General features: G+C 52.7%; 17 protein-coding genes and 4 tRNA genes. 10 read left to right on the top strand and 11 right to left on the bottom strand.

Translation table 11 applies throughout. From position 1 onward, the window contains the following. Nucleotides 1–488 precede the first annotated feature (488 nt). The 7 genes from K5621_RS04725 to rplU all read right to left on the bottom strand — a co-directional run bounded on the left by K5621_RS04725 (nucleotide 489) and on the right by rplU (nucleotide 4,651). Nucleotides 489–878 (bottom strand): DUF3718 domain-containing protein, encoded by a 390-nt coding sequence (locus K5621_RS04725; RefSeq protein ID WP_100142620.1) that lies wholly within the window; start codon nucleotides 876–878, stop codon nucleotides 489–491. 132 nt (nucleotides 879–1,010) lie between these two features. After that, entirely contained in the window at nucleotides 1,011–1,493 is a 483-nt protein-coding gene (folA, locus tag K5621_RS04720) for a type 3 dihydrofolate reductase (protein ID WP_100142619.1), read from the bottom strand. Nucleotides 1,494–1,516: 23 nt separating this feature from the next. Beyond that, nucleotides 1,517–1,984: a threonine/serine exporter family protein gene (locus tag K5621_RS04715; RefSeq protein WP_222943400.1), complete on the bottom strand. Its 468-nt coding sequence runs from the start codon at nucleotides 1,982–1,984 to the stop codon at nucleotides 1,517–1,519. Then, the gene (locus K5621_RS04710) at nucleotides 1,984–2,745 is read right to left on the bottom strand and encodes a threonine/serine exporter family protein (protein ID WP_208140800.1); all 762 of its coding nucleotides are present in this window, start codon (nucleotides 2,743–2,745) and stop codon (nucleotides 1,984–1,986) included. The genes K5621_RS04715 and K5621_RS04710 overlap by 1 nt, the downstream gene beginning before the upstream one ends. Before the next feature lie 23 nt (nucleotides 2,746–2,768). Next, a complete protein-coding gene (gene cgtA / locus K5621_RS04705) occupies nucleotides 2,769–3,935 on the bottom strand; it encodes an Obg family GTPase CgtA (RefSeq protein ID WP_221050569.1) in 1,167 nt (388 codons plus the stop codon). Between the two features lie 135 nt (nucleotides 3,936–4,070). Beyond that, on the bottom strand, nucleotides 4,071–4,325 hold the full coding sequence (rpmA, locus tag K5621_RS04700) for a 50S ribosomal protein L27 (RefSeq protein WP_011760936.1): 255 nt from the start codon (nucleotides 4,323–4,325) through the stop codon (nucleotides 4,071–4,073). A gap of 14 nt (nucleotides 4,326–4,339) precedes the next feature. Continuing rightward, entirely contained in the window at nucleotides 4,340–4,651 is a 312-nt protein-coding gene (gene rplU, locus K5621_RS04695; protein ID WP_100142617.1) for a 50S ribosomal protein L21, read from the bottom strand. Nucleotides 4,652–4,924: 273 nt separating this feature from the next. Here rplU and ispB point away from each other — a divergent pair, with 273 nt between their 5' ends. Further along, on the top strand, nucleotides 4,925–5,896 hold the full coding sequence (ispB, locus tag K5621_RS04690) for an octaprenyl diphosphate synthase (protein WP_100142616.1): 972 nt from the start codon (nucleotides 4,925–4,927) through the stop codon (nucleotides 5,894–5,896). Nucleotides 5,897–6,011: 115 nt separating this feature from the next. On the opposite strand, the gene clpB is transcribed toward ispB, so the two are convergent. The 3 genes from clpB to rluD all read right to left on the bottom strand — a co-directional run bounded on the left by clpB (nucleotide 6,012) and on the right by rluD (nucleotide 10,371). Continuing rightward, nucleotides 6,012–8,585: an ATP-dependent chaperone ClpB gene (gene clpB / locus K5621_RS04685; protein ID WP_028780876.1), complete on the bottom strand. Its 2,574-nt coding sequence runs from the start codon at nucleotides 8,583–8,585 to the stop codon at nucleotides 6,012–6,014. A 96-nt stretch (nucleotides 8,586–8,681) separates the two neighbouring features. Next, nucleotides 8,682–9,395, bottom strand: a complete 714-nt coding sequence (gene pgeF / locus K5621_RS04680) for a peptidoglycan editing factor PgeF (protein WP_100142615.1) — start codon at nucleotides 9,393–9,395, stop codon at nucleotides 8,682–8,684. A 1-nt stretch (nucleotide 9,396) separates the two neighbouring features. Continuing rightward, nucleotides 9,397–10,371: a 23S rRNA pseudouridine(1911/1915/1917) synthase RluD gene (rluD, locus tag K5621_RS04675; protein ID WP_039033048.1), complete on the bottom strand. Its 975-nt coding sequence runs from the start codon at nucleotides 10,369–10,371 to the stop codon at nucleotides 9,397–9,399. Nucleotides 10,372–10,493: 122 nt separating this feature from the next. On the opposite strand from rluD, the gene K5621_RS04670 reads away from it, so the two are divergent. The 6 genes from K5621_RS04670 to K5621_RS04645 all read left to right on the top strand — a co-directional run bounded on the left by K5621_RS04670 (nucleotide 10,494) and on the right by K5621_RS04645 (nucleotide 13,777). Next, nucleotides 10,494–11,255 (top strand): outer membrane protein assembly factor BamD, encoded by a 762-nt coding sequence (locus K5621_RS04670; RefSeq protein ID WP_100142614.1) that lies wholly within the window; start codon nucleotides 10,494–10,496, stop codon nucleotides 11,253–11,255. A gap of 269 nt (nucleotides 11,256–11,524) precedes the next feature. Then, a tRNA-Phe gene (locus K5621_RS04665) sits at nucleotides 11,525–11,600 on the top strand. Between the two features lie 52 nt (nucleotides 11,601–11,652). Further along, nucleotides 11,653–11,739: transfer RNA gene (locus K5621_RS04660), tRNA-Leu, on the top strand. 40 nt (nucleotides 11,740–11,779) lie between these two features. Continuing rightward, nucleotides 11,780–11,866 (top strand) — tRNA-Leu (locus K5621_RS04655). 33 nt (nucleotides 11,867–11,899) lie between these two features. Beyond that, nucleotides 11,900–11,986: transfer RNA gene (locus K5621_RS04650), tRNA-Leu, on the top strand. Nucleotides 11,987–12,154: 168 nt separating this feature from the next. Then, nucleotides 12,155–13,777, top strand: coding sequence for a methyl-accepting chemotaxis protein (locus K5621_RS04645; RefSeq protein ID WP_221050568.1), 1,623 nt, complete (start codon nucleotides 12,155–12,157; stop codon nucleotides 13,775–13,777). A 207-nt stretch (nucleotides 13,778–13,984) separates the two neighbouring features. Here the strand turns inward: K5621_RS04645 and K5621_RS04640 are convergent, their stop codons facing one another. Next, on the bottom strand, nucleotides 13,985–15,847 hold the full coding sequence (locus K5621_RS04640; RefSeq protein ID WP_221050567.1) for a methyl-accepting chemotaxis protein: 1,863 nt from the start codon (nucleotides 15,845–15,847) through the stop codon (nucleotides 13,985–13,987). Between the two features lie 619 nt (nucleotides 15,848–16,466). Here K5621_RS04640 and K5621_RS04635 point away from each other — a divergent pair. The 3 genes from K5621_RS04635 to K5621_RS04625 are packed head-to-tail and all read left to right on the top strand — an operon-like array spanning nucleotide 16,467 to nucleotide 18,477. Further along, entirely contained in the window at nucleotides 16,467–17,024 is a 558-nt protein-coding gene (locus tag K5621_RS04635) for an RNA polymerase sigma factor (RefSeq protein ID WP_372239340.1), read from the top strand. After that, nucleotides 17,021–17,542: a hypothetical protein gene (locus K5621_RS04630; RefSeq protein WP_221050566.1), complete on the top strand. Its 522-nt coding sequence runs from the start codon at nucleotides 17,021–17,023 to the stop codon at nucleotides 17,540–17,542. Before K5621_RS04635 ends, K5621_RS04630 begins: the two co-directional genes overlap by 4 nt. Next, nucleotides 17,539–18,477 carry a DUF4097 family beta strand repeat-containing protein gene (locus tag K5621_RS04625; protein WP_221050565.1) on the top strand — a complete coding sequence of 313 codons (939 nt, stop codon included), beginning with the start codon at nucleotides 17,539–17,541 and terminating at the stop codon, nucleotides 18,475–18,477. Before K5621_RS04630 ends, K5621_RS04625 begins: the two co-directional genes overlap by 4 nt. Nucleotides 18,478–18,506 lie beyond the last annotated feature (29 nt).

Below are 18,506 nucleotides of genomic sequence, written 5' to 3'. Positions count from 1 at the left end.
TGGGGGTTTGGAAAGGGGCGAGTCGATACAGCCCCCTTTCCTCGGGTGTGGGGCGGCGAGTGTCGCGTAGCGACTGGCTACGAGCGAGAGCCAGGGATGGCGAACAGGCCCTTGTGCATGGATGCATTTGCTCCACGACTTTAGGCCGCTGGCACAGCGGCTAACATAGCTTTAAGCCAAGACTCACCAATAAACTAGGTCTTAGCTTCTGGCTAAGCAGCTGCCGTGCGCTTTTCGCACAGGCGATCCTGTGACTCGGCGAGAGTTGCGCAGCAACATGTTTTCGAGCGCGAACCAAGGATGGAAAGCTGACCATTGTGCATGGAGGCATTTACACCACGACTTCAGGGCGTTCAACAACGGTTCTCGCACACCTGCTGTTCGGAGCAAGAAAGCAATGGGTTTCCAAAACCCGAGTGTTATAGCGTTAGATAGCAAAAGCCGGGATTAAACCCGGCTTTTATATCGAGCGAAGAAAGATACTAGCCTCAGCTACCGAGGCGCTCTTTGATGGCTTGGGTGATAATACTGGCACCAAAACCATTGGCTTCGGCCCAGTCGACTATGCTCTTGCCATCGGCTTCTGCTACTTCCAGTTCGGTCTTTGACAAGCGTTTGGCAATAAACTCGCCGGTATCTTCGGCGTTGCTGTGATAGGCGGTGCGCAGCAGACTTTCACCGTCACAGGAGAGCCCGGAATAGATATTACGCAGCTTCACTCGGTTCTCTTTCAGCTTCTTACGCAGGCGGTTTTTGTCGTTGGACTTGACGTAATCACAGATACTGGCAGCCAAAAGATCTTCGGCTTTAGCGGTTGAGGGGACTGACACTGAGGATACAGCAATCAGCGCAGCAATGGCCGCGGGCAACAGACGCATCTGACACTCCTTTTTGTAATAGTTATTAAAACCAAGAGTCCCCGGCAGACAAGTCTGCCGGGGACTCTTGGCATAAGGATCGCTTCGTGGCTGACGCCACTCACGTTTCAGGGTTCAAAAGTCTGTTTTAATTTAACACTTTCTAATCATATTGATAAAGCGAAAACTCAAACCGTTTACACCGCAACCACTTTCCTCGTCGATTAGCTGCCAACTACCGTCATCCCAATCCGGAAAGCGAGTATCCCCTTCCACTTGCAAGTCTATCTCTGTCAGATACAGCCTATCGGCCTGAGGCAAAATTTCCCGGTAGAGCTGGCCGCCGCCTATCACCACCAGCTCTTCGCAGTCTCCAGCCGCTTCCACAGCCTCTTTGAAGGAAGAAACCCGGGTAACACCTTCCGGGGCATAATCGCTCTGGCGGCTGATCACTATGTTGTGGCGCCCGGGCAGAGGACGACCTATGGATTCGAAGGTCTTACGTCCCATCACCACCGGCTTTCCCAGAGTCATCTGCTTAAAATGGCGCAGATCTTCCGGCAGGTGCCAGGGCATTTGGTTATCTTTGCCTATGACTCTGTCATGGGCCATGGCGGCAATCATGGCGATGCGCATATACGCTCCTTGTTATTATTGGATTAAATCACCGGGCGAGTACGGAAATACAGCAAGCTAGGCATTGCCAGACCGACAGACAAAGCCCCGAGAATGAACACGGTTTTCAGGCCATTGGTGACCACCTGTTCCCATAGCTCGGTACTGAGTTGTGACTGGGCGGTCAATTGCACCAAGGCAATTACAGTGTTGTAGGCATAGGAGCCCGGGATCATAGGGATAATCGCCGCCACGGCATACAGCAGCGGCGGTGCCAGATGACGCTTGGCAAAGGCAATAGTCACCATGCCTATGATGGCGGCAGCGGCAAAGGTGGCCCACTCTATCGGCAAGCCAAACTGCAACATCAAGGTCCGTGAGCTGTGTCCTATGGCCCCGGCCAGGGCACAATAAAGCAGATAACGCCTGGGAACATTGAACAGCATGGCAAAACCCATGGCGGGAATAGCCGAGAAAAAGGCATCATTCAGCAGTAACAACAGAGTGTCCATCACAGAAAGATCCCCCCAAGCTGCATGGCAATAGTAATGCCTATCACGGAGGAGACTGTCATCAGGGTCGCCTGTCCCCAGCGGGAGATCCCCACATTCATATGGCCTTTAACCATGTCCGATATCGAGTTGATCATCGGAAAGCCGGGAACCAGCATCAACACAGAGGCCGCCATCGCCAGCTCAGGCGTTTGGGTCACAGGATAGAGATACCCCAACTGAGCTACCAAGCTGGTGACAAAGGCGGTCACGGCAAAATTCACCAACACATTGAAGTGACGTTGCGCCATTGCCAGGCGCACAAACATGCCGATCACCGAGGCAAAGAAGGTGAAAAGGCAAGCGGCCAGATCGCCACCGAACAGATGACAAAAACTGCCGCAAGAGAGGCCTATCATGGGGATAAGCAGCCACTTGGGGTAGGTTTTGGGTTGCAGTCTGGCGAGGCGCTTGCGGACTTCATTGGGGCCATAGAGGCCTTTTTCGGCCAGCAGGCAAATGCGTTGCAACTCGCACACCACTGTCATATTGATGCCGTGCTCGCGAATGCGCCGGGTAGTGGTAATACAACGACCGGAAACCAAGCTGGTGAGCACCAGCGAATTGGAGGAGATGGATAGCTCGACACTGGCCAAGCCAAGTGCCCGGCCTAGACGCTGACTGATCTCTTCAACCAGTTCAGATTCAGCGCCGTAGGCCAGCAATAGCTGAGCAACCCGGACGACCTGCCGGGTGATATCGTTTTGGGTATCAGCGTACACAGGTGTTCAGGCTCGCTCAGATATTATCTTTGGTAAATAACCTCGACATCGTAATCATCGTCGTCGAAGTCATCGTCGAACTCATCATCATAGTCTTCGTTGAGATCTTCCAGGCTATCCTGGTGGTAGTTGTCCCACTTGAACTCAACATCGGCATCCGGATCTTGCTGTTGCTCTTCCGCCGGCAGACTGCTGATAAAGTCATAGAGCTTTTCAGCCAGTTCCTTGGTGCCTTCACGGGTATAAGCCGAAATGGTATAAACATCCCCTTCCCAGCCCATCTCCTTGACTATGCTGTCGACTCTTTCCTGCAGCTCTTCTTCCAGCAGCAGATCTGTCTTGTTGAACACCAACCAACGTGGCTTGGAAGCCAACTTGGGCGAGTATTTTTCAAGCTCAGTAACAATCGCCTTGGCCGCTTCGGCCGGGCTGGTGCCATCGAGAGGATCGATATCCAGGATGTGCAACAATACACGGCAACGCTCAAGATGCTTGAGGAAGCGAATCCCTAGACCGGCACCTTCGGCGGCGCCTTCGATCAACCCTGGGATATCTGCCACCACAAAGCTCTGCCCTGGGCGAGGATTTACCACACCGAGATTAGGCACCAAGGTGGTAAAGGGATAATCGGCTACCTTAGGTGTTGCACGAGAAACCGCCCGAATAAAGGTCGACTTACCTGCATTTGGCATACCGAGCAGGCCCACATCGGCCAACAGCATCAGCTCAAGACGCAAGCTACGCACTTCACCGGGGGTGCCCAGGGTTTTTTGTCTGGGGGCACGGTTCACACTGCTCTTGAAGCGGGTATTGCCAAGACCGTGGAAGCCACCTTTGGCCACCAACAGTTTCTGGCCATGCTGGGTCAAGTCACCGAGCACCTCATCGGTTTCTTCATCAACCGCCCGAGTCCCCACAGGCACCTTGAGCACCAAGTCCTGACCGCCCTTACCGGTACAGTCACGGCCACGGCCGTTTTCACCACGTTCGGCCATATGGAAACGCTCAAAACGGTAGTCAATCAAGGTGTTGAGGTTTTCATCGGCTTGCAGATAAACACTGCCACCGTCGCCACCGTCGCCACCATCTGGACCACCATCCGGCACGTATTTTTCACGTCTGAAGCTGACGCAGCCACTGCCACCATCTCCAGCTTCAACTCTGATCACTGCCTCATCGACAAACTTCATACATACTCCTGGCACCAAGGAATGGGGCAATTATACTGCCTAACCCTGTGGGGCGCCAAAAAACAGAAACTATGGCTCTCGCCCAAAACAAAAGCCCCACCAATGGCGGGGCTCAAAGCAATTCTGGTTTGAAGATTAGTCTTCGATGCTAACGAACTTACGGTTGTTAGGACCTTTAACTTCAAACTTAACTTTGCCGTCAGTCAGGGCAAACAGAGTATGGTCACGACCGATACCTACGTTAACACCTGCGTGGAACTTAGTACCACGTTGACGAACAATGATGTTACCAGCCAGAACTGATTCGCCGCCGAAGCGCTTTACACCAAGACGTTTGCTTTCTGAATCGCGGCCGTTACGAGTAGAACCGCCAGCTTTTTTGTGTGCCATGAGTCAGACTCCTATTAAGCGTTGATAGCAGTGATTTTAACTTCAGTGAACCACTGACGGTGGCCCATTTTCTTCTCGTGGTGCTTACGACGGTTGAACTTTTGGATAGTTACCTTTTCACCACGGCCATGGCTAACAACAGTAGCCACAACTTTACCACCTGCTACCAGAGGGGTACCCACATGAACGTTTTCACCATCAGCGATCAACAGAACTTGATCGAACTCGATAGTTTCACCAGTGGCAACTTCAATTTTTTCCAAACGAACAGTATGGCCTTCAGCAACACGGTGTTGCTTACCACCACTTTGAAAAACAGCGTACATAGCTATTTTACTCCGAAATTCTTAACACGCCGGCTCATCACTATGAGTCTGGGTGCTACAAAAACTTTAATGACAATGGGCGCGGAGTTTACGCGAAGAATCCCTTACTGGCAAGTCTTAATTACCGAAGAAGAAAAAAAGACCGGATTAACTCGCACAATGCTCTCTCTGCTACTGTCTTGTTCATTAATTTTAGGTAAACTTCAGTTCATTACAATACTTAAGCACATCGGGAACCGTCGATTCGGCGTTCCTTCATACCTAGAGTCTACTATGGATTTAACTGCTATCCGTCAGCTGGCTGACGCCGACATGCAAGCCGTCAATCAACTGATCTACAAACAACTCGAATCTGATGTTGCCCTGATCAATCAATTGGGGTTCTACATCATCAACGGTGGCGGCAAGCGTATGCGGCCGTTACTGTCGATTCTGGCGGCCAGAGCACTCGACTATAGCGGTGAAGCACACTTGAAGCTGGCTGCCATCATCGAGTTTATTCACACGGCTTCGCTGCTTCACGATGACGTGGTGGATGAATCCACTCTGCGCCGCGGACGGGAAACCGCCAATGCCCTGTTTGGCAACAGTGCCAGCGTGCTGGTCGGTGACTTCCTTTATACCCGCTCCTTCCAGATGATGACCGAGTTGGAGTCGATGAAGGTTTTGCAGGTACTGGCCAATGCCACCAATATACTGGCAGAGGGCGAAGTACTGCAGTTGATGAACTGCAACGATCCGGATACCACAGAAGCCAGCTATATGCGGGTGATCTACTGCAAAACAGCCAAACTGTTTGAAGCTGCAACCCGTCTGGCCGGTGTGCTGGCCGGCTGCGATAGCGAAATGGAAACGGCGCTGGCCGACTATGGCAAATACCTGGGCACCGCCTTCCAGTTGACCGATGATCTGCTGGACTACACCGCCGATGCCGAAGAACTGGGCAAGAACATAGGTGATGACCTCGCCGAAGGTAAGCCCACACTACCGCTGATCTACGCCATAGCCCATGGCACAGAAACACAAAGACAGATGATCCGCCAGGCGATTGAGCAAGGTGACGGCACAGAGCATATCGAAGAGATCATCAATGCGCTCAACACCTGTGGCGCACTGGAATATACCCAACAAAGGGCCTATGAAGAGGCTGATAAGGCCGTAGCGGCGCTTTCGATACTGCCTGAGTCCGATTACAAGCAGGCGCTGGTAGGCCTGGCTAAAATCGCCGTAGCCCGCAGTCACTGATAGGTTAAAGACGACGAATTAAAACCCATCAGTTGAATTTGTCGTTTAACCCAAGCAAAAAAAAGGAGCACTTTGAGTGCTCCTTTTTGTTTTTGGTGTGTTGTTTATGGTGTGATTACTGCTCAAACACCAAGTTGTCGTCGCGATAGTCCACCTTGATCGGCTGCCCTGGCAGTAACTCGCCTCTAAGCAGCTTTTGCGCCAGTGGGTTTTCCACCTCTTGCTGCAGTGCCCGCTTCAGCGGCCTTGCACCATACACAGGGTCGAAGCCTGCTCTGGCAATAAAGCTCAGCGCGGCATCTGTGATCTCCAGCTCGAACTCTTTCTCCGCCAAACGTTGGCGCAGCGACTCGACCTGAATCGCGGCAATACTCTTGATATGCTCGCTCTCCAGAGGGTGGAACACCACGGTTTCATCGATCCGGTTGAGGAACTCGGGGCGGAAGTGGTGCTGCACCACATTCATCACCTGAGCCTTCATCTCATCGTAACTTTGGTGACTGAACTGCTCCTGGATAATGTCGGAACCCAGGTTCGAGGTCATGATCACCACGGCGTTACGAAAGTCGACCGTACGACCCTGACCATCGGTCAGGCGGCCATCATCCAGTACCTGCAGCAGTATGTTGAACACATCCGGGTGTGCCTTTTCCACCTCATCGAGCAGGATCACCGAGTAGGGGCGACGACGCACCGCTTCGGTGAGGTAGCCCCCTTCCTCATAACCCACATAGCCCGGAGGCGCCCCGACCAACCTGGAGACAGAGTGTTTCTCCATAAATTCGGACATATCTATCCGCACCATGGCGCTCTCTGTGTCGAACAGGAACTTGGCCAGCGACTTACACAGCTCGGTCTTACCTACCCCGGTCGGGCCGAGGAACAGGAAAGAACCTATGGGCCGGTTAGGATCGGCCAGACCCGCACGGCTACGACGGATGGCGTTGGCCACTGCATCGACCGCCTCATCCTGGCCTATCACCCGCTCATGCAGCGCATCTTCCATATGCAGCAGTTTTTCCCGCTCGCCTTCGAGCATCTTGGAAACCGGGATCCCGGTCGCCTTGGAAAGTACCTCGGCAATTTCAACATCCGTAACCTTGTTACGCAGCAAGGTCATATCCTGCATCTCGGCCTGAGACGCCAGATCCAGCTGTTTCTCCAGCTCTGGGATGCGGCCGTATTGCAGCTCGGACATCCGGGTCAAATCACCGGCGCGGCGCGCCACTTCCATATCCAGTCTGGCTTGCTCCAGATCCGCCTTGATATGCTGAGTGCCCGCCAGTGCGGCTTTTTCTGTGTGCCAAATCTCGTTGAGTTCGGCCGCCTTCTGCTCGACTTCCACCAGCTCGCTGCGCAGGTGTTCGAGACGCTTACGACTGGCCTCGTCGTTTTCCTTCGCCAACGCCTGCTCTTCCAGCTTAAGCTGAATGATACGGCGCTCGAGGCGATCCAGCGGCTCCGGCTTGGAGTCTATCTGCATTCGAATGCTGGAAGCGGCTTCGTCGATAAGGTCGATGGCCTTGTCCGGCAACTTACGATCTGACACATAACGGTGGGACATGGTCGCCGCCGCCACAATCGCCGGATCGGTGATCTCCACATGGTGATGCAGCTCGTAGCGCTCTTTCAGACCACGCAAAATGGCGATGGTATCCTCGACACTGGGCTCATCCACCAGCACTTTCTGGAAGCGCCGCTCCAGCGCCGCATCCTTCTCAATATACTGACGATATTCATCTAGGGTCGTGGCACCGACACAGTGCAGCTCACCGCGGGCCAGTGCCGGCTTGAGCATATTACCCGCATCCATGGCGCCATCGGATTTACCCGCGCCCACCATAGTATGCAACTCGTCGATAAAGAGGATCACCTGCCCCTCTTCCTGAGCCAGCTCGTTGAGCACAGCCTTGAGTCTTTCTTCAAACTCACCACGGTATTTGGCACCGGCCACCAATGCGCCGAGATCCAGCGACAATACCCGTTTATTCTTGATGCCTTCGGGCACCTCGCCATTGACGATACGCTGCGCCAGCCCTTCAACAATGGCGGTCTTACCCACACCGGGCTCACCGATAAGCACAGGGTTGTTCTTGCTGCGACGCTGCAATACCTGCACTGTGCGGCGAATTTCATCGTCACGGCCAATAACAGGATCCAGTTTGCCCTGCTCGGCACGCTCGGTCAGATCTATGGTGTATTTCTTCAGCGCCTGGCGCTGATCCTCAGCATTGGGATCGTCTACCTTCTGGCCGCCACGTACGGCTTCGATGGTTTTCTCCATCAGCTCTTTGGTCGCACCGGCCTGCTTGAGGCACTGTGCCAGGGTGTCGTTACCTTCCAGTGCCGCCAGAATAAACAGCTCACTGGAGATATATTTGTCTTTGCGCTTCTGTGCCAGCTTGTCGCACAGATTCAGCAAACGTATCAGCGCCTGGGATAACTGAACATCACCGCCTGTGCCTTCCACCTGTGGCAAGCGCTCCAGTTCCTGACTTACCAGGGAACGCAGAGTGCTGACCTGAATACCGGCTTGGGTCAACAGCGGGTGAATTGAACCGCCATCCTGATTTAACAAAGCCATCATCAGATGGACAGGTTCTATGAACTGATGGTCACGGCCAAGAGCCAGAGATTGGGCATCCGAGATAGCAAGCTGAAATTTATTGGTCATACGATCGAGTCGCATACAGCCTCCTGAAACTCTCAAAATAAGGTATTACTTTGTTAGCTTAAAGATGGGGATGCTTTGAATAATTTCAAGTCAGACGAATGAAATAACCACTCAATCAATGAGCCAAATCAGCGAGGCCATGCGGCCGGTACGACCGTCGCGGCGGTAGGAAAAATAGTCTTTGTTGCTATAGGTGCAAATATCCAAGGCGTATATCTGCCGAACACCCGCCTGCTGTAACCTGAGTCTGGCAAGCCCCTGCAGATCGCCGAGAAACTTATCCCCCTTGGCCACAAAGCAGTTGTCGGCCTCGGGGTCTTTATCGCAAAAAGCGGCGCGTACTTCACCGCCCACTTCGAAGGCAGTTTTGCCTATTGCCGGTCCGAGACAGGCGATAAGCTCAGAGCCGGGGCGAAAACGGGCTATTCCCGCTTCGATGACGCCATCACACAGGCCACGCCAACCGGCGTGCAGCGCCGCCACCTGGGTGCCAGCACTGTCACACAGAAGCACGGGCAGGCAGTCGGCGGTCATCACCACGGCGACATGCGCCTTGCTATCGCTATAGCTGCCATCGGCAACCCTTTGGGTATCACGCGCCAGGTCGACCACCTCTGTGCCATGCACCTGCTCCAGCCATGCCGGTTCGCTGGGCAGAGCCAGCCGCTTTGCTAACAAAGCGCGGTTGGCCTGCACAGATGCGGAAATGTCTCCCACATGCAGCCCTAGATTCAGACTATCAAACGGCGGCAGGCTGACACCACCATGACGCTGGGTCATGGCGATTCTGACATTGGCCGGCAGCGGCCAGTGGCAGCCGTACATGTTACAGATACTCCGGCGGATGTTCTTCGGTGTCTTTACGCAGCGCCTTGGTCAGCTCGACCATATCCTCAGGGATAGGTGCCTGCCAGCTCATCAGCTCACAGGTAATGGGGTGCACCAACTCCAGTCGCACCGCATGCAGCGCCTGGCGCTTGAAGTTTTTCAGCACTTCGAAGAAGGCTTCACTGGCGGCCTTGGGGGGTTTTGGACGACCACCATAGACGGGATCGCCCACCAATACATGACCAATATGAGCCATATGCACCCGGATTTGGTGAGTCCGGCCACTTTCCAGCCTCAAGCGCAAGCGGGTGTGGGCACGGAATTTTTCCGCCACACGATAGTGAGTCACCGCCGGCTTACCGCTGTGGTGCACCGCCATATGAGTACGCTTGGTCGGGTGACGCCCGATAGGTTCATCCACTGTACCACCGGCTGTCATGGTGCCCAGCACTATGGCTTCATACTCACGGGTAATGTCGCGCGCCTGCAGCGCCGCCACCAGATGAGTCTGGGCCTCAACTGTCTTGGCTACCACCATCAGGCCTGTGGTGTCCTTATCGAGACGATGGACAATACCGGCCCTGGGCACATGTTCTATCTCGGGGCAATGATGCAGCAGGGCATTCATCAAAGTGCCGTCACTGTTACCGGCACCGGGATGCACCACTAAACCCGCCTGCTTGTTGATCACCAATATATGGTCATCTTCATAGACGATATTCAGATCGATAGCCTGAGCCTCGGCGTGCACCTCTTCTTCCAGGGTGGCGTGAACCTCTATCTCCTGAGATTCCAACACCTTCTCTCTGGGCTTGTTTACCACAGTACCATCGACGGACACTTTGCCATCGAGGATCCATTCCTTGATCCTGGTACGGGAGTAATCGGGGAACAACTCGGCCAAAGCCTGATCCAATCTCAGACCGGTTTGGGTTGCTGATATCTCGCTTTTTAGATTAATCTCTTGCGTCATAGGAACCGTCCCCAGTTAATGGGGTCAAAAACTGTGTACTTTCTGGTACACTCGGAATCGGCCATTTTATCGTGAAATGGAAAAATTCTTAACAACAACTTACTCAAGAATCGAATTCAAGTATGCATAATATTGCCAAAGGCGCTGCCATAGCCTTTTTTTCGCTGGCCATTGTGGCCTGTAGCAGCAAACCGGAAGACGACTTAATTAGCAGCAAGCTGTCTCCGGACGTTCTCTACTCCCAGGCCCGCACCTCTATGGAGCTGGGTAACTATACCAAGGCTGTGCGTTCACTGGAGGCATTGGATTCCCGCTTCCCCTTTGGCCCACACAAGACTCAGGTTCAGCTGGATCTGATTTATGCCTACTATAAGTTGGATGATACCCCGTCGGCAGTCGCCAACATCGACAGATTTATCCGCCTCAACCCCACTCACCCGGATATAGACTATGTCTACTATATGCGTGGACTGGTGAATATGCAGGCCGACAACTATCTGTTTCATGACATGCTCAATATAGACAGAAGCGATAGGGATCCTCAATTTGCCCTCGATGCCTTCAAGGACTTCGAGCGCCTGCTCAAGACCTATCCCAACAGCAAGTATGCGGCCGACGCCCAGAAGAGAATGCAGCACCTGAAGAATCGTCTGGCGCTGTATTCGGTTAAGGTGGCCGAATACTATCTGAAGATGAATGCCTGGAGCGCTGCCGCCATCAGGGCTCAGTCGGTGATGGAAACCTATCCCGGCACTCCATCGATAGAACGCGCGCTCGAGATCATGGCCACCGCCTATGGTGAGTTGGGTCAGGAACAACTGAAACAGCATGTACTCACAGTCATGCGAGCCAACTATCCGGGGAATGACCTCCTCAAGGATTAATCCCTCCCAACGCCCCACATCAATGTGGGGCGTTTTGTTTTCCGGGAAAAGTAAAAAGCACTTTGCCTTAAATAGCCAAGCCCCTCTTTTGTCGACCAGGTTTTCGGTTGAGTTAATTTCCCCCTAACCCAGCAATGACGCGGCTTTCGTTCAAAAGCTAAACAATATGCGTCTTTTCGAGCAAAACTTACTCAAACGAGCCTCGTTTTTAAATATTTCTCAGAAAAGAGTTGACTCAAAACCGTAAAAGTCTTTTAATGCACGCCGTCGCCCGAATAGCTCAGTTGGTAGAGCAGCGGATTGAAAATCCGCGTGTCCCTGGTTCGATTCCGGGTTCGGGCACCACCTTCAACTTTAAGGTGCTCAGGCGACTGAGAAAATTGCAAAGCAGTACAGTGCAGGTGTGGTGGAATTGGTAGACACGCCAGCTTCAGGTGCTGGTGCCCTCACGGGCGTGGAAGTTCAAGTCTTCTCACCTGTACCACTTTGCAATAATAGTTAGCTGTACGTTAGACTCTCAATGTGCAGGTGTGGTGGAATTGGTAGACACGCCAGCTTCAGGTGCTGGTGCCCTCACGGGCGTGGAAGTTCAAGTCTTCTCACCTGTACCAATTAACACATTAAAGAGTCGAAATGAAAACAGTGCAGGTGTGGTGGAATTGGTAGACACGCCAGCTTCAGGTGCTGGTGCCCTCACGGGCGTGGAAGTTCAAGTCTTCTCACCTGTACCAATCATTTAAACCTCGCGAATGCGAGGTTTTTTTGTATCTAAAATTTACTCCCCTCCCCCGTATCACACGTCCGATACTTTTTTGCTATACCTTTTGTATGGCTCAACAAATTGGAATGACAGGGCCTAATCCAAGGACAAGTTCCCTTCTGGACTAAGGTTCTCAAGCATGAAGTTACAACTGAAACACAAGATGTTGCTCGGTATGGCCGTGCCACTTCTCTTGATGCTGCTACTGTGCGGTATTGCCATCAATATCATGAACAAAATCGACTCTGGGGTAGAAAACATCTACAGCGACCGGGTTGTACCACTCAAAGATCTGAAAACTATTGGCGATGATTACGCCGTCTTCGTTATCGATGCCATCAATAAGGCCAATGCTGGAGACTTCAGCGCCGAACAAGCCAGTACCGCACTCAATGAGGCCAACAGAAGCATCAAGCAAAAATGGCAGGACTACACAGCCACTCAGTTAACCGCCAGAGAGTCTCAACTGGTCAATGAGGCCAAACGCTTGTTTATTCCTGCCGATGAGCAAATAAAACGTCTGCAAAATCGATTGGCTACCATGAGCGGCAATATTGAGGGGCAACTCAACCAGGAGATCATGCCGCTCTATCAAGTGATAGATCCCATCAGCGGCAAGATCGCCGAGTTAGTCACCCTGCAGTTGGATGTCGCCAGACAGGAAAGGGATCGGGCGCAAAACCTCTACTCCTCTTCCGTTGTGCTATTTATCTCTCTGGTCAGTGTGGCAGTTGTTGCCAGCTTACTGCTTAGTGTCTGGGTTAACCGCAGCGTCATGTTACCCATAGGCGATATTCTCACCCAGCTGAAGAAAATTCGCAGCGACTCGGACTTAACCGTGCAGTTCAAAACCTTTAATGGCGATGAGCTGGGGCAGATATCCGATAACTTAAGAGATGTGATCTCGCACCTCAGGGGGATACTCAACAATATTGCCAATGCCGCCAATACGGTCAGCGACTCGGCGACAGAGCTCTCCAGCTTCACCCAACAAACTAACGAGCGCATGCACAGACAACAGGCCGAAACGGAGCAGACGGCCACTGCCATGAACGAAATGACCGCCACTGTCTCTGAAGTGGCTCAGAACACCACCTCCGCCGCCGACTCGGCTCGTAGCGCCGATGCCAGTGCTGCCAATGGCGATGTAATAGTGCAAGAGTCGATAGCCAGCATGGTGGCGCTTTCCGCACAAATTCAGGGTACGGCGCAGGTGATCACTCATCTGGCCAATGAAAGCCAAAACATAGGTAGAGTACTGGATGTGATTAAGGGTATTGCCGAGCAAACCAATCTGCTGGCACTGAACGCCGCCATTGAGGCGGCCCGTGCCGGCGAGCAGGGCCGAGGCTTTGCCGTGGTGGCCGACGAGGTCAGAACCCTGGCCAGTCGCACCCACAGCTCAACCCAGGAGATTGAATCCATGATAGCCACACTGCAAACAGGTGTGCAGGAGGCCGTAACCGCCATGGAGCAAGGCATCACCCAGGTCGAACAGGCCAACAGTAAGGCCAATATGGCCGGTGAGGCCCTGAAAGAGATAGTGGTGTCGGTCGACTCCATTGCCCAGCTCAATACCCATATCGCTACCGCCGCCGAAGAGCAAAGCAGCGTGGCCGAAGATATCAATCGCAGCATTATGGCAATCAGCGACATCACCCAGCAATCGGCCCAGGCAGCCAATGAGTTGACCGAGTCTGTCAGCAACTTAAGCCATCTGGCGGAAAACATGCGCGCCGAAGTGGCTCGCTTCCGGCTTTAGTCCCCACTCTCCCTCTGGGCCCTTCGGGGCCTCTTTTTTATCCTGAATGATTCAGCACCCTAGGTGGCCCAAGGGTCGTTCAAGGCGAGTATCTAACTGTCTGTATCCTAGACAAAGAAAGCGATAAAAGCAGTGTCAAAACAGTCAGCGAAAGCAACTAAAACAAAACCGCGGACATGCCGCGGTTTTTCATCTGAGCCTGGATAGCTAGATTTTGAATTGACTCACCGCCTGATGCAGATAATCGGCGCGGCGACGAACCTCATCGGATGCCGTGGCATTTTCTTCTGCCGCCTGCGATGATTCTTCGGCAATATCACGGATCACCACCACATTCTTATTCACCTCTGCAGCCACCATACTCTGCTCTTCTATGGCGGCGGCAATCTGAGTGCTCATATCCATGATATTGGTGACATCGGCATTGATCTGCGCCAACAAGGTGCCGGCACTGGCCGCCTGCTGAGCGCTCTCACCACCCTGCTTCTGGCTCTGCTCCATAATATCCACTATCGAATGGGTACGGCTCTGCAGAGTTTGAATGATGCTGGCAATCTCTTCGGTCGACTCTTGAGTTCGCATCGCCAAGCTGCGCACCTCATCGGCCACTACCGCGAAGCCTCGGCCCTGCTCACCGGCACGGGCCGCCTCAATGGCGGCATTCAGTGCCAGCAGATTGGTCTGTTCGGCTATGCCACGGATCACATCCAACACACTGCCTATGGTTTGACTGTCTTTTTCAAGCTCGGCGACCACATTGGCAGAATGATCCAACTGCTGTGCCAAAGACTGGATCTTGTTGATGGTATCCTCAACGCCAACCTGACCTTCCTGAGCATTATTATGGGTCTGCTCGGCCTTGCCCGCAGCCAATTCAGTATTCTTGGCAATCTCGTCTATGGTAGCGCCCATCTCGGTGATCGCCGTCGCAACCATATCGGTTTCGTTCAGCTGCTTCGCCACGCCTTCCGAAGCGCTGATGGCGTTGCGGGACAGCTCTTCACAGGAATGGCGCATGGCATCCACTGATTCGATAACCTGTTCTATCAACTGCTGGAAACTGCCCACCATACTGTTGAAGTGGCGTCCTATCATGCCCAGTTCATCATTGGAGCCAACTTCACAGCGCAGTGATAGATCTTTTTGCCGTTCGATGCGGGATATGACCCCAGTAATACGCTCGACCGGCCCCATGATGCTGCGAATGATCACCACAGTGCTAATCACCAACAAAAGTGCTATGAGTCCAAATAGTGCCAAACCCAGCACAAAGCTACTTCTTTCCTCACTCTTGACTTCCGCCAATGCCAATTCACGTAACTTGGTCGATGAGGTTTCAGTGGCAAAAATCGCCTCACGCAGCTGTCCCATCTTGCCCTTGGACTCATCGAGACCCAACTCCTGCTCCTTGGCCACTAAACTCTTGAAGCTCTGCTGGTACTTGCCCATCAGTTGCTGAATATTGTTACGGACACTGAAGTCCAGCAAACTGGCATCGAGTGTCTCGTTGAAGCGTTCAATGTTAGCGTCAAATCTGGTCAGGTAACCGAGATCCCGCCGCAACATAAAATCTTTCTCGTTGCGTCTCAGTTGCAACATCAACACCATCAATTCGGGTGTTTCATTCTCAGCCACTAGGGTCTCAACATTGTGCACCGCAGAACGTAATTCACCATAAAGACCACTCTTGGGATCCAGGCCTATCTCCTGTTGCAATTTCACCACTTCGGCAAACAACCGCAGATAACTGGCAAAATCTTGATTAAAACTGTTTATCGGCGCTTCCGGGAGATCGTACTCTTTAAAAATCCCCGCCAACTCTTTCATCTTCTGCGCCGTGGCCTGTGCTTCCTGCTGGTGCACCTCAACATACTTGAGATCCAAGCGGCCAAAAAAATCCTTCTCATTTTTGCGCATGCTTAATACTTCTTTGTCCAGTTCAACCACTTTTTGAATGGCGATGGACAGCTCTGTCTGCACCGAGCTGGAATACTGTTGCAATATAAACATCAGTATCAAGGCGCCAATGGAAACAGCGGCACTCAGCAACAACTTGTGGCGAATAAGCATGGTGTTACCTCAATAAAAAACAATCACTCTAAAAAAATAGTCGCAATTCTGTTTCCATGTCAGCAGAGTTAAACAGGCAACAAAAATGTTAACCCATATTGTCAATGATTAACCTCTTGAAAAACACCCCCATTGTCCTACTACATGGCAAAAAAGTTATTAACCAAGTCAAAATTTGCGTAATCGCCCCCGTTCACAAAAACAGTATCGCTTTCCATTGGCACGCCAGCAGTCCATCACTCTTGAGGGGCGTTTTTACAGATTACCAAGCCCTATGTTCATGTCTTGGTTCTGCGCCAATAACACCTTGGGATTGTTGGGATTGGCGCGGCTCAAATGAAAGGTCATACAGAAAATGCGATACCTCCTCGAATTCTGCCTCGTCCCATGCCTGCAAGACTCTTAGGAAACCGACAAGTTTCGAGCGCAACAGCAAGATAAGGCATAATCAAACCCGCCATGAAGGCGCGGCCAATAAATCAACCTCTTGATTTAGGATTAGCCTACAAACCAAGGTTCCAGGAAAAATATCAAAGATTTTTTCAATTGTTTTTAAACCTTTTAAGCGGGTCAAACTATCCAATTACCATGACTCGCCCAAACCATTAAGGACAGCCCAGTGAATGCCAGCCCGCAGCTGACAGAAACCAGATACCAGCAAGAAGTGGACTTCCCGCTGGTGCAGCGTGCCCGTTTGGGGGACAAGCTTGCCTTCGCCGAGCTCTACCGCCTGCACCATGGCAGAGTCTATGCGCTGTGTTTGCGCCTGGCCGGCCAGGTGCCACTGGCAGAAGAGATGACCCAGGACTGCTTTATCCGTGCTTGGGAGAAGCTGGACCAATTCCGCGGTGAAAGCAAATTCAGTACCTGGCTGCACAGCCTGAGCGTCAATCAGGCATTGAGCAGTTTGAAGAAGCAGCGCAGCTTCTGGGCCAGATTTCTGCCGGTGACCACAGAGGCAGACACAGAAGAGTCGACCACAACCCACACGGAGGAAACCTCTGTGTTGGAGCGCAAGATCCTCAAGTTACCCGAGCGGGCCAGAGTCGTGTTTGTGCTGTTTGCCATTGAGGGCTACAGCCATGAAGAGATAGCCGCCATGATGGGCACAAGTACCGGCACCAGCAAGGCGCAGTACCACAGGGCAAGAAACTTGCTTCAGGAGATGTTGTCATGAACAAGCAGCCAACATTGGAACAACTGATAGAACAACTGCCACGGGAAAAAACACCCGAGCGCGACCTCTGGCCTGAAATCGCCGCCAGGCTGGAACTATCTCAGCCACCCAAGGCCACAAACGCCAGCAACGGCTGGCGCAATCTGGCCATCGCCTGCAGCCTGCTGTTGGTGTCTCTGCTCGGCTATCAGGGATTGCAGCAAACCCAAAGCCGCGTCGACCCACAGATGCTGGCCATGCTGGAGCAGTTGCAGTATCAACACCAACAACAGGTGAAACAACTGGAAGCCAGTGTCAATTTCGGCCAATGGCAAAAGGTCAGCATGACCACGCCGCTCAGTCGCGGCATAGATGAACTCAGGGAAGCCGCCACGCAGATATTCCAGGCACTAAAACAAGACCCGACCGATCAACAACTTTGGCAACTCTGGCTTTGGGTACAGCAAAGGGAGATAGAGCTGCTCACCCGGGGTGAACAACTGCCAACTCAACTCGACCAACAAGGAATCAGCATATGAACAAGATATCACTAACCCTACTCTCCTCTGCCCTGCTGCTGAGCCCAGTATTGCAGGCGGCCGAGAAGGTCGATCAGAGCGCGGCGCTGGAATCCGGAGCCAAATTGAATATCAAGATCCAACGGGGTGAGGTGAAGATCCGCAGTTGGGACAAGGCTGAAGTCGCCATCAAGGGTAAGCTGGATGAGCTCAGTGAAGGCCTGGTGTTTGGTCAGCAGGGCGGCAGCTTTGTTATCGAAGACAAGCTGCCAAAGAGCTATAACAGCCGGGACAAAGACGGCTCAAAGCTGGAGATCTTTCTGCCCGCCACCGTCAATATGAAGCTCAAAGGCGTTTCCGCCGATTATGACCTTCAAGGATTGGAGGGTGAGATCAACTCAGCCAATGTCAGTGGCGATATCAAGGGCCAGGATCTCAAAGGCAATCTGCAACTGACCACGGTTTCCGGCAGTATCCACACCCAGAGCAACCAGGGTGAACTGTATCTGGAAACCGTTTCCGGCGACATTGAGGATAAACAGAGTCTGGGCAAGGTGAGTTATCGCCTGGTGAGCGGCAAACTGAACGCCGAGAGTGATGCCATTGAAGTGGAGCTGGATCAGGTCTCGGGCAAGAGTCAGTTGACCCTCAAGGCTCCCGAGTCACTCAAGGCCAGAACCGTCAGTGGCGACTTGAGTATTGCCATGCAGAGCCTGGCCGGCAATGCCAATGTCGATAGCGTCAGTGGCGATATTGAACTCAAGTTTGCCAAACTGCCGAATGCCGCCTTTGATATCAGCGGTGGCCCAGGTGGCAAGATTGACAACCAACTGACTCAGGACTCACCGAAAAAAGCCAAGTACACCAAGGCTGAATCGCTGCAATTCCAAAGTGGTTCCGGCCAAGCCGATGTCAGTATCAACACCATCAGTGGCCGGATTAAACTGCAGCAATAATCAGCTGTATCGCACCAAGGCCTCCGGCT

The organism is Shewanella carassii (genome assembly GCF_019670705.1).
In the GTDB taxonomy this organism is placed as follows: Bacteria; Pseudomonadota; Gammaproteobacteria; order Enterobacterales; family Shewanellaceae; genus Shewanella; species Shewanella carassii.
This window is presented reverse-complemented; position numbering and strand designations above follow the sequence as displayed.

Excerpts from the sequence above, each read along its gene's own strand:
- pgeF (WP_100142615.1), bottom strand. The coding sequence starts at position 9,395 with ATGTACGGCTGCCACTGGCCGCTGCCGGCCAATGTCAGAATCGCCATG.
- folA (WP_100142619.1), bottom strand. The coding sequence starts at position 1,493 with ATGCGCATCGCCATGATTGCCGCCATGGCCCATGACAGAGTCATAGGC.
- K5621_RS04725 (WP_100142620.1), bottom strand. The coding sequence starts at position 878 with ATGCGTCTGTTGCCCGCGGCCATTGCTGCGCTGATTGCTGTATCCTCA.
- K5621_RS04625 (WP_221050565.1), top strand. The coding sequence starts at position 17,539 with ATGAACAAGATATCACTAACCCTACTCTCCTCTGCCCTGCTGCTGAGC.
- K5621_RS04640 (WP_221050567.1), bottom strand. The coding sequence starts at position 15,847 with ATGCTTATTCGCCACAAGTTGTTGCTGAGTGCCGCTGTTTCCATTGGC.
- K5621_RS04645 (WP_221050568.1), top strand. The coding sequence starts at position 12,155 with ATGAAGTTACAACTGAAACACAAGATGTTGCTCGGTATGGCCGTGCCA.
- K5621_RS04670 (WP_100142614.1), top strand. The coding sequence starts at position 10,494 with ATGCATAATATTGCCAAAGGCGCTGCCATAGCCTTTTTTTCGCTGGCC.
- rplU (WP_100142617.1), bottom strand. The coding sequence starts at position 4,651 with ATGTACGCTGTTTTTCAAAGTGGTGGTAAGCAACACCGTGTTGCTGAA.
- rluD (WP_039033048.1), bottom strand. The coding sequence starts at position 10,371 with ATGACGCAAGAGATTAATCTAAAAAGCGAGATATCAGCAACCCAAACC.
- K5621_RS04630 (WP_221050566.1), top strand. The coding sequence starts at position 17,021 with ATGAACAAGCAGCCAACATTGGAACAACTGATAGAACAACTGCCACGG.
- cgtA (WP_221050569.1), bottom strand. The coding sequence starts at position 3,935 with ATGAAGTTTGTCGATGAGGCAGTGATCAGAGTTGAAGCTGGAGATGGT.
- clpB (WP_028780876.1), bottom strand. The coding sequence starts at position 8,585 with ATGCGACTCGATCGTATGACCAATAAATTTCAGCTTGCTATCTCGGAT.
- ispB (WP_100142616.1), top strand. The coding sequence starts at position 4,925 with ATGGATTTAACTGCTATCCGTCAGCTGGCTGACGCCGACATGCAAGCC.
- K5621_RS04715 (WP_222943400.1), bottom strand. The coding sequence starts at position 1,984 with ATGGACACTCTGTTGTTACTGCTGAATGATGCCTTTTTCTCGGCTATT.
- rpmA (WP_011760936.1), bottom strand. The coding sequence starts at position 4,325 with ATGGCACACAAAAAAGCTGGCGGTTCTACTCGTAACGGCCGCGATTCA.